This window comes from Pseudomonas sp. FYR_5 (assembly GCF_043106315.1).
Lineage (GTDB): Bacteria > Pseudomonadota > Gammaproteobacteria > Pseudomonadales > Pseudomonadaceae > Aquipseudomonas > Aquipseudomonas putida_Y.
Window position 1 is genome coordinate 1 of the sequence record NZ_JBICMK010000077.1, and the last position, 14,047, is coordinate 14,047.

13 protein-coding genes are annotated in these 14,047 nt (G+C 63.7%); 5 read left to right on the forward strand and 8 right to left on the reverse strand.

The window, feature by feature from the left end; translation table 11 throughout:
* Positions 1 to 128 precede the first annotated feature (128 nt).
* The 4 genes from ACF8RA_RS12950 to ACF8RA_RS12965 form a co-directional block, all read right to left on the reverse strand.
* Entirely contained in the window at positions 129 to 1,583 is a 1,455-nt protein-coding gene (locus ACF8RA_RS12950; RefSeq protein WP_392461656.1) for an efflux transporter outer membrane subunit, read from the reverse strand.
* Positions 1,580 to 2,641: an HlyD family secretion protein gene (locus ACF8RA_RS12955; protein ID WP_392488119.1), complete on the reverse strand. Its 1,062-nt coding sequence runs from the start codon at positions 2,639 to 2,641 to the stop codon at positions 1,580 to 1,582. The genes ACF8RA_RS12950 and ACF8RA_RS12955 overlap by 4 nt, the downstream gene beginning before the upstream one ends.
* 28 nt (positions 2,642 to 2,669) lie before the next feature.
* Positions 2,670 to 4,211: an MFS transporter gene (locus tag ACF8RA_RS12960; protein WP_392519224.1), complete on the reverse strand. Its 1,542-nt coding sequence runs from the start codon at positions 4,209 to 4,211 to the stop codon at positions 2,670 to 2,672.
* A 116-nt stretch (positions 4,212 to 4,327) separates the two neighbouring features.
* Positions 4,328 to 5,233, reverse strand: coding sequence for a LysR family transcriptional regulator (locus ACF8RA_RS12965; RefSeq protein ID WP_016497993.1), 906 nt, complete (start codon positions 5,231 to 5,233; stop codon positions 4,328 to 4,330).
* 273 nt (positions 5,234 to 5,506) lie between these two features.
* Between ACF8RA_RS12965 and ACF8RA_RS12970 the strand changes: the two genes are divergently transcribed.
* From ACF8RA_RS12970 to ACF8RA_RS12980, 3 genes are all read left to right on the forward strand, one after another.
* Positions 5,507 to 5,953 (forward strand): universal stress protein, encoded by a 447-nt coding sequence (locus tag ACF8RA_RS12970; protein WP_392519225.1) that lies wholly within the window; start codon positions 5,507 to 5,509, stop codon positions 5,951 to 5,953.
* A 92-nt stretch (positions 5,954 to 6,045) separates the two neighbouring features.
* Complete coding sequence (locus ACF8RA_RS12975; protein ID WP_014859917.1) at positions 6,046 to 6,372, forward strand: type II toxin-antitoxin system PrlF family antitoxin; 327 nt, start codon at positions 6,046 to 6,048, stop codon at positions 6,370 to 6,372.
* Positions 6,369 to 6,836 carry a type II toxin-antitoxin system YhaV family toxin gene (locus ACF8RA_RS12980; protein WP_176682574.1) on the forward strand — a complete coding sequence of 156 codons (468 nt, stop codon included), beginning with the start codon at positions 6,369 to 6,371 and terminating at the stop codon, positions 6,834 to 6,836. Before ACF8RA_RS12975 ends, ACF8RA_RS12980 begins: the two co-directional genes overlap by 4 nt.
* A gap of 72 nt (positions 6,837 to 6,908) precedes the next feature.
* Here the strand turns inward: ACF8RA_RS12980 and ACF8RA_RS12985 are convergent, their stop codons facing one another.
* From ACF8RA_RS12985 to ACF8RA_RS13000, 4 genes are read right to left on the reverse strand one after another with little or no spacing between them, the layout of a single operon-like run.
* Positions 6,909 to 7,769 (reverse strand): HlyD family secretion protein, encoded by an 861-nt coding sequence (locus tag ACF8RA_RS12985; RefSeq protein ID WP_176682573.1) that lies wholly within the window; start codon positions 7,767 to 7,769, stop codon positions 6,909 to 6,911.
* 10 nt (positions 7,770 to 7,779) lie between these two features.
* The gene (locus tag ACF8RA_RS12990) at positions 7,780 to 7,980 is read right to left on the reverse strand and encodes a DUF1656 domain-containing protein (RefSeq protein ID WP_009685040.1); all 201 of its coding nucleotides are present in this window, start codon (positions 7,978 to 7,980) and stop codon (positions 7,780 to 7,782) included.
* Complete coding sequence (locus ACF8RA_RS12995; protein WP_339534870.1) at positions 7,970 to 10,147, reverse strand: FUSC family protein; 2,178 nt, start codon at positions 10,145 to 10,147, stop codon at positions 7,970 to 7,972. The genes ACF8RA_RS12990 and ACF8RA_RS12995 overlap by 11 nt, the downstream gene beginning before the upstream one ends.
* Entirely contained in the window at positions 10,144 to 11,673 is a 1,530-nt protein-coding gene (locus tag ACF8RA_RS13000) for an efflux transporter outer membrane subunit (protein ID WP_392519226.1), read from the reverse strand. The genes ACF8RA_RS12995 and ACF8RA_RS13000 overlap by 4 nt, the downstream gene beginning before the upstream one ends.
* Positions 11,674 to 11,864: 191 nt before the next feature.
* Between ACF8RA_RS13000 and ACF8RA_RS13005 the strand changes: the two genes are divergently transcribed.
* Together ACF8RA_RS13005 and ACF8RA_RS13010 are read left to right on the forward strand one after the other, a co-directional pair.
* A complete protein-coding gene (locus tag ACF8RA_RS13005; protein WP_392513827.1) occupies positions 11,865 to 12,812 on the forward strand; it encodes a LysR family transcriptional regulator in 948 nt (315 codons plus the stop codon).
* 173 nt (positions 12,813 to 12,985) lie between these two features.
* Positions 12,986 to 13,960 carry a 2-hydroxyacid dehydrogenase gene (locus ACF8RA_RS13010; RefSeq protein WP_392519227.1) on the forward strand — a complete coding sequence of 325 codons (975 nt, stop codon included), beginning with the start codon at positions 12,986 to 12,988 and terminating at the stop codon, positions 13,958 to 13,960.
* Positions 13,961 to 14,047: the final 87 nt, after the last annotated feature.

A 14,047-nucleotide genomic window follows, 5' to 3' on the forward strand; every position in this document is an offset into this window, starting at 1 on the left:
GGACACACATCGGTGGTTGGACACAGGCCGCCGTGTAGGAGCGGGTTCACCCGCGAAGAGGCCGGTGCAGCCTGCAAAGAATCAGGCCATGGACCGCAGTGCCCCCCTTCAAACTCTGTGCTTCCTCCCTAGCTGTGAGCATTCGGCAGCTGCTCGTCAAACGCCTGCCAGCCTCCACCCAGCGCCTTGTACAGCCCCACCAGCGCCTGCGACACCGCCGCCGAGCTGTCGATCCATTGCTCCTCGCTGGCCAGCAGCGCGCCTTGCACCGTCAGTACATTGAGAAAGTCCACCGCCCCTTCCACATACTGGCGCTGGGCGGTTTCCAGGGCGATACGGTTTTGCCGCACGGCCTCGGCAAGGTGATCACGGCGCAACTGACTGGCGTTGTACAGGCGTAGCACATCGTCAATTTCATGCCAGGCCCCCAGCACCACCTTGCGATAGTTCAGCGCGGCTTCCTGCTGTTGCGCCTCGCGCAGTTGCAGGGTGCCCTTGAGCCGGCCACCTTCGAAGATTGGCAGCGACAACTGCGGACCGAAGGCAAACCGGCGCGAATCCCAGCCACCGAAATCCGACAGCTGCATGGCCTGGAAGCCGACACTGCCCGACAGGCGGATGCTCGGGTAGAAATCCGCCTTGGCCACGCCAATGCTGGCGGTGGCGGCATGCAGGCGGGCCTCGGCCTGGCGGATGTCCGGGCGGCGCTCGGCCAGTTCGGACGGCAAGCCGATGGCAAATTTCTGCTGCGGCACGGGCAACTCGCCGCCTTGCAGCAATTCGGCCTGGAGGCTGCGCGGCCGCTCGGCAGCGAGCAGGCTGAGGGCATTGATCAAGTCATCACGCCGCGCTTCCAGGCTCGGCAGGCGCGACTCGATAGACGCGACCTGGGCGCTGGCCTGGGCCACATCCAGGCGCGTGGCAACACCTTCGGCCTGGCGGTCCTGGGACAGCTTCAGGCTGTGCCGGGCGACCCTGAGGTTATCCTGCGTCACATCGAGGGTGTGCTGCACGGCACGCAGCTGGATGTAATTGCCGGCGGTTTCCGAAAGCAGCGCCAGCAGCACGCTGCGGCGGTCATTCTCGGCCACTTCGACCGTGGCATCGGCAGCCTCGACCTGACGCCGCACACGGCCCCACAGGTCCAATTCCCAACCGGCCACCAGGTCACCCTGCCAGAGGTTGAAGGCTTCTTTCCCGGCCTTGCCGGACGGATCGCTCAAGCCATCGGCGCTGTTGCGCGCGCGGCTGTAACCGGCGTTCACGTCCACCGACGGTACTTCATCGGCAGCCAAGGTGCTGCGCAGGGCACGGCTTTGCAGCAGCCGCGCGCTGGCCATCTGCAAGTCGAGGTTGCGCTCGGCAACGCGTTGGATCAAGGCACTAAGCTTTGCATCGTGGAAGGTTTCCCACCAGCGCAGTTCCAGCGGTTCGGCCTGCGGCTGGCTGGCTGCCGCCTCGCCTTGCAGCGGCGCCCACTGCTGCGGGGCCTGGCTATCTGGACGCATGAAGTCCGGGCCCTGGGTGCAGCCGGCCAGCAGCACGGCCAGCAGCAACGGGCTCAAGCGCAATCCCGTTTTCATCGCGCACTTACCTCTTTGCCGTCCAGCTTGTCGCCACGGGTGTCGATGGTGGCTTCTACCGACATGCCCACACGCAGGCGGGTGAGCAGTGGCTGGCCATCATCGAGAACGATCTTTACCGGAATGCGTTGCACCACCTTGGTGAAGTTGCCGGTGGCGTTGTCTGGCTTGACCGCGGCGAAGGTTACGCCGGTAGCCGGGGCAATGCTTTGCACATGGCCTTGCAGGGTTTCGCCGGAGAAGGTGTCGACGCTGATGCGCACCGGCTGGCCCGGTTGTACGTGGGTCAGCTGGGTTTCCTGGAAGTTGCCGACCACATAAGCCTGCTGCAACGGCACCACCGACAGCAGGCGGGCACCCGGGTTGACGTAGGCCCCCACGCGCAGGGCGCGTTCGCCGACCATCCCGTCCACCGGCGCTGTGATGCGGGTGTAAGACAGATCGAGCCGGGCCTTTTCCAGGCCTGCTTCGGCGCGCTTGAGCTGGCCATCGGCGCTGGCCACTTGAGCCGTGAGGATGTCCACCTGCTTGCGCGCCGCCACCCGCGCCGCTTGAGCGTTGGCCAGGCGAGCACGGGCTTGATCGACCGCGCTGCGCGCCTGCTGGGCGTTCTGCACGGTACCTGCGCCCTGCTCGGCAAGGCGGCTGTAGCGGTTGACTTCATGGTCGGCGAACGCCACCTCAGCCTGGGCCGCCTTCACAGCCGCTTCGGCCTGGGCAATCAGCGCATCCTGGCGTTCAAGCGTGGCGCGGGCATCGGCGCTCTGTGCCTGGGCTACCAGCAACTGCGCCTGCGCAGCATCCAGCGCGGCCTGGTAGTCACGCGCATCGATGGTCGCCAGCAACTGGCCAGCCGTGACCTGCTGATTGTCTTCCACCAGCACTTGCTTGATGAAGCCGGCGACTTTGGGCGCGACCACGGTGTAGTCAGCGGTCACATAGGCGTCATTGGTACTCTGGCGGTGGTCGCTGCCTAAGATCCAAGGGCCGACAATGCCGGCCAGGACGGCCACGGCCAGCACCGAGCCGATGAGAAGGGTTTTGCGGTTGTTGGTCATTTCAATGGTTCTCGAAATCATCCAGGGTTCAAGCCACCGCACGCGGCGGATAGACCCGGGTAGGCACGAAAGGAATCAGGCAGATCAGGGCCACGGCGATACAGGCCAGCACCAGATAGAGGTCGGCCGAGGTCAATACCTGCGCCTGGTCGTGAATACGCTTGGCCAAGCCAGCAGCGTTACCGTCGATCAACGGGGCGTTGCCCAGGCTGTCTACCAGGTGATTGGAATGAAAATGCCGGCGCAGGGTGCCAAGAACCTCCAGCAGGCCACCGGCGATCACGGCGGCCAGGCCCTTGACGGTGTTGAACCAGCTGGAGGCGAACGGGCCCTCCTGCGGGGTCATGCCATTGGTGGACAGCATCAGCAGCGGCAGCACGGCCATCGGCTGGCCGAACACCTGCAGCAGGTAGAACGGGTAGAAGTCGCCACGGATCCACTCGCTGGTCAGCAGGCTGCTGCCAACACAGGACGCCGCCAGCATCGCCAGGCCAATGCCCAGCACCCAGCGGCAGTCCACTGCGCGGATGTTGCACAGTGCCGCTGTCAGCGGCAGGGCGATCAGTTGCGGCATGGCCACCAGCATCATCAACGGGCTGGTCTGCGCCGGGCGATAGCCCTGGATCTGCGCAAGGTAGGCCGACGGGATGCTGCCCACACCCGAGAGCACGACCAGTACACCGGCCAGGGTCACCAGGGCGAAACTCAGGTTGCGCCGCTGCAACAAGCGCAACTGGAAGAACGGCAACGGCTCGGACCACTCGTTGTACATGAACAACACCAGCAACAGCAGGCCACCGCCCAGCAGCCAGCAGATCAGCGGCGAGTCGAACCAACCCCAGCGGTCGCCCAGCGACAGGCCAAGTACGGTGCAACTGATTGCAGGCAGCCCCAGCAGTACGCCTCGCCAGTCGAACTGTTTGAAACGCTCCAGGCGCAGCGGGTCCTGCGGCAGCCCCCAGCCTACGCAGAAAATGGCCAGCAGCGAGGGCAGGATGATCTGCCAGAACGCCCATTGCCAACCGACGTATTCGGTCCACAGCCCCGCCAGCGGCGTGCCGAGGTTGGGGCCAAAGGTGGCGGTCAGGGCGTAGCAGGCCAGGCCATAGACCTTGATACCTGGCGGCAGAAAGCGCAGGGCCACGCTCATCAGCATCGGCGGCAAGGCGCCAGCGGCAAAGCCCTGCAGTACGCGCAGCAACATCAAACTGTGCAGATTGGGGGCGAACGGTTGCAGCAGGCCAAGCACGGCGAACAGACCAATTGCGCTCATGGTGAAGCGCCGCAGCGAGAAGGTCGTGGCCAGCCACGGCGCAAAGGCCATGGCTGAGACCGAAGCGGCGCTGTATACCGCCAGCAACCAGGCCCCTTCGTCGGCACCGATGCCCATGGCGCCGCGGATATCGGCCAGGGAAATCTTGGTTACCGACTCGTTGAGGCCGGCGCACAGCACAGCCAGCAACACGCCGAACAGTCCGACCACCACCTGCAGGCCAAACGCCGTCTGCGCAGGCGCGGCCGGCGCGGGGGCGGCGGCCAGCGCCGCAGAGGGCGCCGTCAGGGAAGTCATGAGAATACATCTCCAGCAACAATTTCAGGGCTGGGGCAAGTTTAAGAAGGTCGAATGCTGACGAAAACTGACTTGTCGGTAGTTTTATATTGCGTCAGACGCAATCCATGCCTGAATCACGGATCGATGCGGCCACACGCTTTCAACGTCTGGCGCAACCAACGGTGCGCGGGGTCGTTGTCGAAGCGCGGGTGCCACGCCTGCATCACATTGACCTTCTCCAACGGCACCGGGATCTCGAACGAGCGCAATGGCAACTTCAACCGCTGCACACTGTTGAGGATATTGGCGGGTATCGGCAGGATCAGGTCCGAATCCGGCAGCGAGAACATCGCCGAGTGGAAGCTGGTGGTGATCAGGGCCACGCGCCGCTCCACCTTGTGGTTGGCCAACGCCACATCGATCGGCCCGTTGGCACGGCCGCGTCGAGACACGCTGATCTGCGGGTAGGCGGCAAAACGCTCAGGGGTGATCGGGGCATCGAAGATAGGGTGGCCCACACGCGCCAGGCCTACAAAGTAAGTATTGAACAGGCTCTGCACCTTGATTTCCGGGCCCAGTTCAATGGCCGAGCTGATGATCAGGTCGATATGCCCGTTGCGCAGCACTGCATCATCGTCACCACTGCCCTCCGGGACAAACCGCAACACCGTACGCGGCGCCTGGGCCAGCATCATGCGCAGCAGCTGGGCGCCGTAAAGGGCAATGAACAAATCATTGGTGCGGATGTTGAAGGCACGGTCCAGGTTGACCAGGTCGACATCGTCACGGCTGCGGAACACCTGCCCGGCCTGCTCCACCAGGCCATGCACCTGCTCGCGCAGGGCCAACGCACGGGGCGTAGGCACCAGGCCACGGCCGGCGCGCACCAGGATCGGGTCACCCAAGGCATCGCGGATACGCCCCAATGTCCGGCTCATGGCCGCCGGGCTCAGGTTCATGCGCTGCGCTGCGCCCACCACGCTGCCCTCGTCGAGCAAGGCATCGAGGGCGACGAGCAGGTTCATGTCCGGGAGTTGCATGGCCGTTTTCCGTTACAGCTGCGGGAAACGCGATGGTAGCAGGTTGGTGGATTGCATCAGACGCAATGCGCTCTTGCGTGGTGGGGCATTTATTCACTGGGCGTATTCGGCCTTAAATGAAGCATTGGCAGGTCTGGCCTTTTCGCGGGCGCGCCCGCTCCCACAGGCCCCCCCACAATTCCCGAATGTTGTGCGACACACCTGTGGGAGCGGGCATGCCCGCGAAAGGGCCGATCCTGCAGACACACAAGCCAGCCTCTGCCAAGGATTCCAATGCCCAGCCCCGTCCTGATCGCCATCGACGCCTCCCCCGCCTCCAGCACCCTGCTCACCCTCGCCTGCCGCTACTGCCGCCCCGGCGAACACGAACTGCACGTGCTGCTGGCCATCGACTCCACCTTCGCCGTGCATGAGCAACCTGCGCCCTACACCGCCGAGGAACTGGAAGAATACCCCGCCGCCTGCGAGGAACAGCAGCATGCCGACCACGCCGTAGCCGAGGCCGTGCGCGAGCTGCAGCAAGCCGGCTTCACCAGCCTGGGCTGCATGGCGGCCGGCCAGCCGGTTGAAGCGATTGTGGCCAAAGCGCAGGAATTGAACTGCGAACTGATCATCATGGGCCACCGCCACCTGTCGCGGTTGGGGCGGTTGCTGGACCCGTCAGTCAGCGCGAAGGTGATTGACCGGGTAGACATGCCAGTGTTGGTCGGCTCTGCCTGACCGCTCATCACCGTGGTAATGCACCTGCATTGACACGGCAATGCAATCGCATTACCTTGAGCCGTATCGCTGTCACCCACAGGACATTACTCATGGCTGCCACCTTCGACGTCGAGTCCACGCTGACCGATCGCTATCAAACCACTGTTCCCGAAACGGTGCGGCGCGCCTTGGGCTTGAAAAAACGTGACAAGATCCATTACTCGATTCGCCCCGACGGTGGGGTGATACTCACCCGCGCAGAGGCAACCGAGGACGATCCGGTACTGGGCAAATTTCTGGATTTCCTGGCACACGATATCGCTACCAACCCTCAACGGCTGCAGGTTGTCGATGCTGGCCTCATCGCGCGCCTCGACAAGCTTGTCGGCGACGCGGAGGTCGACCTGGATCAACCTCTGTCGGCGGACGATGAATGAGTGATGCGAGCAGGAAGCCTCTGGTTATTCATGGATGGACTGTAATTGCCCACCCGCTGTTCCTGGCCAAACTGGACGCGCTAAGCGCTCAAGTCGAGGCTCAACGGGACAAAGACCCAACGGGTTATACGAAAAGAAATACCTTTAAAAGGCTGGCCGCCATCCGGCGGTTGGCGTTCGATGTAATCCCTCAAGACCCGACCAAACCCGAATACCGGCAAGGGGCAACACTTGGCGGTGACCACAAGCACTGGTTCAGAGCAAAGTTCTTCCAGCAGTACCGGTTGTTCTTCCGCTACCACACCCCCAGCAGGATCATCGTGCTGGCCTGGGTCAATGACGAGTCGAGCAAGCGGGCCTATGAAAGTAGCGACGATGCTTACAAGGTCTTTCAAAAGATGTTGCATAGCGGCCACCCACCGGACGATTGGGACCAGTTGCTGCAAGAGGCTGCCGCAGATTGAGCCGACTGGCTAATACGCATGCATCAGCAGGGCTCCCACAGATGATGCGGGAGGCCGGGATGGTCGCGAAGGTCAACCTTCGCCAGGCTTGACTACCACCGTACACGTCGTCCCCGCCGCCAGCAAAAACCCTTCCGGCACTTCATCGATGTGAATACGTACCGGCACCCGCTGCGCCAGGCGCACCCAGTTGAAGGTGGGGTTCACGTCGGCGATCAGCTCGCGGCTTTGCGGGTTGTCGCGGTCGTAGATACCGCGGGCGATGCTCTCCACATGCCCTTTGATGCGCTCGCCGCTCATCATCTGCAACTCGGCCTGGTCACCCACCTTCACGTGGGGCAGCTTGGTTTCCTCGAAGAACCCGTAGACCCAGAACGAATTTTCGTCGACCACCGCCATCACCGCCTCACCCGTGCGCGCATAGTCGCCCTTGTGGATATTCAGGTTGGTCACGTAGCCGTCCACCGTGGCCACGATGTGGGTGCGCTTTAGGTTCAGCTCAGCCGCAGCCAGTTCGGCCAGGGCCTGCTGGTAGTCAGCCTGGGCGGAGTTGGCGATGTTGCTGGCGTCTTCACGGTTCTCCTTGGAGATCACCAGGTTGTCCATGTCGGCACGGCGCCTGGCATTGACCTTGCGCATTTCCCAGGTGGCCTTGCGCGAAGCGACCAGCGCCTTTGCCTGGTCGACCGCCAGTTGGTAGTGCTCGGGGTCGATCTGGATCAGCAGGTCGCCCTTCTTCACCCGCTGGTTGTCCTTGACCGGTACAGCCACCACGTAGCCGGGCACGTCGGCAGCGACGTTGATGATGTCGGCCCGCACACGGCCATCACGGGTCCAGGGCGTGGTCATGTAGTGCAGCCACAACTGGCGACCGATGGCCACGGCAGCGACCAGCACCAGCAGGGTGGCGATCAGGCTGAAGAACTTTTTCATCGAAGGATTCTCACCAGTAGACAGTCAGCGCCATGGCGCCGAACAAGCAGACGAACAGGCTCAGGCGCAGCAGCGCCGGGTGCCAGAAGAAGCGGTAGCCATCATGGCTGGCAATGAACCGGTCCAGGCCCCAGGCCAGGCCCAGGGCAAACAGGAACATCAAGGTCATGGTGGGCATGTACACACCATGGAAGGCGATTTCACGAGGCATGGTGCAGTCCTTTCGCCGGTGCCAGTGGCGACTGTGGGTCCAGCAGGGAAGAACGGATGAAGTGCAGGTAGCTTTGCACGCGGCGCAGCACAGAGGTATCGAAGTGCCGGGCGAACGGCTCGTCGGTGGCCTGCACGCGGGCGATGGCGTGGTCCACTGCCACCAGTGCGCGTTCATGGTTGCTGGCGCTAGGCTGCAGGAACAGCCGGGCCAGAGCGCGGCCCATGACACGGATTGCCTGGCGCCACGGCTGCGACTCGGCATAGGCCGGGTGCACCGGCGCGCGGGCTTGCTCCTTACGCAGCTCAATGACGGCGTGGCCGATCTCCAGCACGGTGAACATCCAGCCCATCAGTTGGCTCTGCACCTGCGGCTTGCCGGCCGCCAGGCCATAGGCCTGGTGCAGCAGGTCGCGGGTGCGGCTTTCGAAGGCCGAGCCCAGGCCGCGCAGGCGGCCGCTGATGGCGAACAGCACCTGCTCGCGCAACGCCTGCTCAAGGCGGCTCCACAGCCAGCGGCTGTTGGGCGGCAGGATGATCGCCCCGGCGGCGGCACAGACGAACATGCCGATCACCATACCGATGTAGTCGTTGATGAAGGTGTACGGGTCATAAACGGTGAGGTTGTTCGGCACCGAGCCAATCGCGAAGAACACCAGCAGCCCGATGCCATAACCGGCGTAGGCAGGGCGCGACGAAAGAAACGCGCCCAGCATGAACACAGGCGCCAGCACCATGCACAGCAGCGGAAAACCGTCGATCCAGGGGAACACGAAGAAGGTTTCGAAGAAGCCGACAAAAGCGCCGATGGCCGTGCCGCACGCCATCTGGAACGACATGCGCTTGGGGTTGGGTGACGCCGCCGAAAGGCATACGGTGACCGTGGCGATCAGGGTCATCATGGCGCCGCTGGGCCAATCGCTGAGCAGCCAGTAACTGCCCAGCAGCAACAGCACTGCCGAGGCCCGCACACCCGCCGCCAGCGATACCAGCCAGCTGGTCTGCGCCACGTAGGGCTCGTCCCACTGCTCGCGCTCGTGCTTGTGCGCGGCCAGTGAGGCATGGGTTTCGGCGTAGCTCAACATTTCGTCGACGAAGCGGTACAGCAGCTCGAACGCGGTATGAAAATCGAGCAGGTCGGACTCGCTGGGGTCCGTTGCCAGGTACTCAGCCCGCAGCCCTCGCACCTGGGCCTGCAGGCCTTCCTTGTAGGCGGCCAGCTCCAGGGTCAGGCGCAGCGCATCGGCGTCAGTCAACGCCCGGCCCACATAGGGCTGCAGCAACTCCATCAGGGTGTTCAGGCCAGGTTCGATGGCACTGACGATCTGCAGCGGGCCACGGGCGCGCAGGCGCTCCAGCAAGCGGTGCAAGGCATTGAAACGCGTGGTGACGGCCATGAACTCGCTGTTCATGCGCACCAGCCGACCACTGCGACGGCGCATGTGCGGGTCTTCGAAAGCGGTGACGTTGCGCAGGCTCTCAAGGCCCACTGCCTCTGCCACGAAGCGCACGTTGCTGCTCTCGAAGCGGTCCTTTTGGCTATCGCCATGCAGGGCCTCGACCACCACCCCGGCAAACACGCCAAAGCGCTGGTAAAGGGCGTTGCGCATCGCGGCACTGGCCGACTGCGGCAGGATCGCGGCACTGACGAAGGTCGACACCAGAATACCCAGGGCAATTTCCAGCGCCCGCCATACCGCTGCCATGAACGCCTGGTCGGGGTGTTGCAGCACCGGCAGGCCGATCATCGCTGCGGTGTAGCCGGCCAGCACGAAACCATAGGCGCGGAAGGTGCGGTAGCGCATGGCACCGGCCGAGCACAGGCCCACCCACAGGGCCAGGCTGGGCAGAAACAGCTCGGTGTTCTGCGGAAAGATGGCGATCAGCGCCACCATCATCGCCGACCCCGCCAAAGTACCGAGCACCCGGTAGAAGCTTTTCGCGAACACATGCCCGCTTTGCGGCTGCATGACGATGAAAACAGTGATCATCGCTGTACGCGGTTGCGGCAGCTCAAGGCGCATGGCCAGCCACAAGGTGATGAACGCAGCGGCCAGCACCTTGAAGATGTACACCCAGGTCACGCCGTCGGTGCGCGCCCAGGCAAAGAAGCCCCGACGCCATTCCAGGCTTTGCAGCCAGCGCACGGGCAAACTGGAAGTGCTCATTCGGCGTTATCCGGCTTCTTGTCGAAAATGGCCAGGGTGGCCGGGGTTTTCGGTGCAGCCTGGCGTTCCTCTTTCGGCGCATCCTGACCGGCCTGCAGGCCACCACCCAGGGCGGTGACCAGCTCGGCATGGGCAATCAGGCGGGCGGCTTGCACCTGCTGCTGCACCTGCTGCTGGCGGAACAGCAAGGTCTGCGCGTTGAGCACGTTCAGGTAGTCGGTGAGGCCGCGCTGGAACGCGACCATGGCGATGTCGTAGGTTTTCTGCGCAGCGGCGACCGACTCTGCCGCGAAGTGCGACTGCTCTTTCATCGACTCGCGGCGGATCAACTGATCGGAGATGTTCTTCAGTGCACCGACCACCGTCTGGTTGTAGCGCGCCACGGCTACGTCGTAGCCGGCAGAGGCCGCCCCCAACTGCGAGCGCAGGCGGCCACCATCGAAGATCGGCAGGCTGATGGCCGGGCCGACGTTGTAGTTGAACTTGCGCCCGGTCAGGAATTCCAGCGGCCCACCGCCGGTGGCCATGAAGCCCAGGCTGCCGACCAGATCGACGTTGGGGAAGAAGCCGGCGTGGGCAACGTCGATGCCGCGCGCCTGCGCGGCCACTTGCCAGCGGCTGGCGACCACGTCAGGGCGCTGGCCGACCAGTTCGGCGGGCAGGTTCGAGGGCAGTTTCAATGGCGCGGCCAAGACCAGGGCCGGGCGCTGCAACTGCGCGCCGTCCCCCGGGCCCTTGCCGGCCAGCGCCGCCAGTTGGTTGCGGGTCAGGGCAATTTCTTCGTCGAGGCTGTCGAGCTGGCGGTGGGTTTCCGGCAGCGGCGCTTCGGCCTGGCTGACTTCGAAATGGGTGCCGATACCAGCATCCAGGCGACGCTTGGCCAGGGCCAGGATCTGCTCCTGCTGTTCCAGTTCAGCCTTGACGATATCGCGCTGGGCAAAATGCAGGCTCAGCTGGATGTAGGCACGCACCACATTGTTCTGCAACTCCAGCTGCGCCTGGCGGGCTTCGGCCACGCTCATGTGCGCCTGGTCCACGGCCTGCTCGCTGGCATTGCGTTCACGGCCCCACAAGTCGAGGGCGTAGCTAAAGCCGATGGCAGCGTTGTTGTCCCAGGTGTTGGCACCGGACAGCGCGCCAGGGCCATAGAACTGGTCTTCCGGCCAGTTGTGGCGCTTGAGCGTAGCCTGGCCGTTGGCCTGGAGCTTTTCCGCCGACTCGACCACACCGGCCATGGCCTTGGCTTCGCGCACTCGCGCTGCGGCCATGGCCAGGCTCGGGCTACCGGCCACGGCCAGGGCAACCCAGCGGTCCAGCTGCGGGTCGCCATAGGCGCGCCACCACTGCTGGTGGGGCCAGTGAGCGTCGGTCGCGGCTTCGCGAATGGCCGCGTCGGTGGTCAAGGTATTGGCTTGCAGCGTCTTGCTTTGCGGGGCGATGCCCCAGGTTCCGATACAACCACTCAAGGCGAGGGCAAGGGCACAGGCACTGAACGCCTTGAGCGTTCTGATGATGCGACGCGGCACAGCTGCGATTTCCCGAGGAAGAAGTGAAGAGGCCGAGCAATTCTAGGGGGCGGCAGCACTGGCGATAAGCGCAGATTCCTGCGAATCTTTGTTACCAAAACAGCGATAATCCGCCTTTGGTCGAAGGCAACTTTTTCTCTTTTCTAGGTTACTTCGTGACACAATTTTGTCCTCTACCTCGAGAGTGACCCATGGACACCCTGCAAAACATGCGTGCTTTCAGTTGCGTAGCCCAATTAGGCAGCTTTACTGCCGCGGCGGCGCAACTGGATACGACCACCGCGAACGTGTCGCGGGCGGTCTCCAACCTGGAAGCCCATCTGCAAACAAGGCTGCTCAACCGAACCACCCGCCGCATTGCGCTGACCGAAGCCGGCAAGCGCTACCTGATGCGTTGCGAACAGATTCTTACCTACGTCGAAGAAGCCGAGGCCGAAGCCAGCGACGCCCATGCGCGCCCGGCCGGGCAGTTGAAGGTGCATTCGATGACCGGGGTCGGCCAGCACTTCGTGGTCGATGCCATCGCCCGCTACCGCGAAACGCACCCGGACGTGACCTTCGATTTGACCATGGCCAACCGCGTGCCCGACCTGCTCGACGAGGGTTATGACGTCTCCATCGTGCTGGCCACCGAACTGCCCGACTCGGGGTTCGTTTCACAGCGCCTGGGCATCACCTACAGCATCGTCTGTGCCTCGCCCGCCTACATCGCCAAGCATGGTGTAGCGCACAAGCCTGCCGACCTGCTCAGGCACGCCTGCCTGCGCATGGTCAGCCCGGTCATACCGCTGGAGAAATGGCTGTTCGATGGCCCGGAAGGCCAAGAGATGGTCAACATCACCAGTTCGCCGTTCATGGTGAATACCGCCGATGCCATGAAGACTGCGATCCGCAGCGGCATGGGCGTCGGCGTGTTGCCGATCTATTCGGCTATCGAGGGCCTGCGGGACGGTAGCCTGGTACGGGTGCTGCCCGAGTATCGCCTGCAGGAGCTGAACCTGTATGCCATCTATCCATCGCGGCAGTATCTGGATGCCAAGATCAAGACCTGGGTCGAGTACCTGCGCAACTCGCTGCCAGAGATTCTTGCCGCGCATGAGGCAGACCTGAAAACCCATCAGGTGCTGATCGCCAACTAAAAAGCTGCTGCATTGCGGGGGCGGACAATGGTAGGTTGCTAACCATTGATTTCGCCTGTTCCGGCCCCTTCGCGGGCAAGCCCGTTCCTACAAGGCACCGCGCCTCTGTAGGAGCGGGCTTGCCCGCGAAAAGGCCAGCACAGCCCCACCCCGCCTTGCAGAGAAGTTGCCCGATGAAAAAGACCGTCCTGGCCTTCAGCCGAATCACCCCGGCCATGGCCGAACGCCTGCAGCAAGACTTCAACGTGATCCTGCCCAACCCCAAGCTCGGCGACATCAGCGCCCAGTTCAACGAAGCCCTGCCAGAAGCCCATGGCCTGATCGGCGTTGGCCGCAAGCTCGGCCGCGTCCAGCTTGAGGGTGCGGCCAGGCTGGAGGTGGTGTCCAGCGTGTCGGTCGGCTATGACAACTACGACCTCGACTACTTCAACGAGCGCGGCATCGCATTGACCAACACCCCTGACGTGCTGACCGAAAGCACCGCCGACCTGGGCTTCTCACTGATCATGGGCTGCGCCCGCCGCACCGCCGAACTGGATGCCTGGACCAAAGCCGGCAACTGGCAGGCCACCGTGGGCCCGGCCCACTTCGGCAGCGATGTGCATGGCAAGACCCTGGGTATCGTCGGCATGGGCAACATTGGTGCAGCAGTGGCGCGCCGTGGCCGCTTCGGCTTCAACATGCCGATCCTGTACAGCGGCAACAGCCGCAAGACCGCGCTGGAGCAGGAACTGGGCGCGCAGTTCCGCAGCCTGGACCAGTTGCTGGCCGAGGCCGACTTCGTGGTGATCGTGGTGCCATTGTCCGATGCCACCCGCAAGCTGATCAGCAGCCGCGAGCTGAAGCTGATGAAGCCGAGTGCGTTCCTGATCAACATTGCCCGTGGGCCGGTGGTGGATGAAGCGGCGTTGATCGAGGCGCTGCAGGCCGGCACCATTCGGGGCGCAGGCCTGGACGTGTACGAGAAAGAACCGCTGAGCGATTCGCCGCTGTTCAAGCTGCCCAATGCGCTGACCTTGCCGCACATTGGCTCGGCCACAGCCGAAACCCGCGAGGCCATGGCCAACCGGGCGATCGACAACCTGCGTGCGGCGCTGCTGGGCGAGCGGCCGCGGGACCTGGTGAACCCGCAGGTGTGGAAGGACTGACCGTTTTGGAGTGCCTGTGCTGGACTCTTCGCGGGTAAACCCGCTCCTACAATTTGGAGTGCCTGTGCTGGCCCCTTCGCGGGTAAA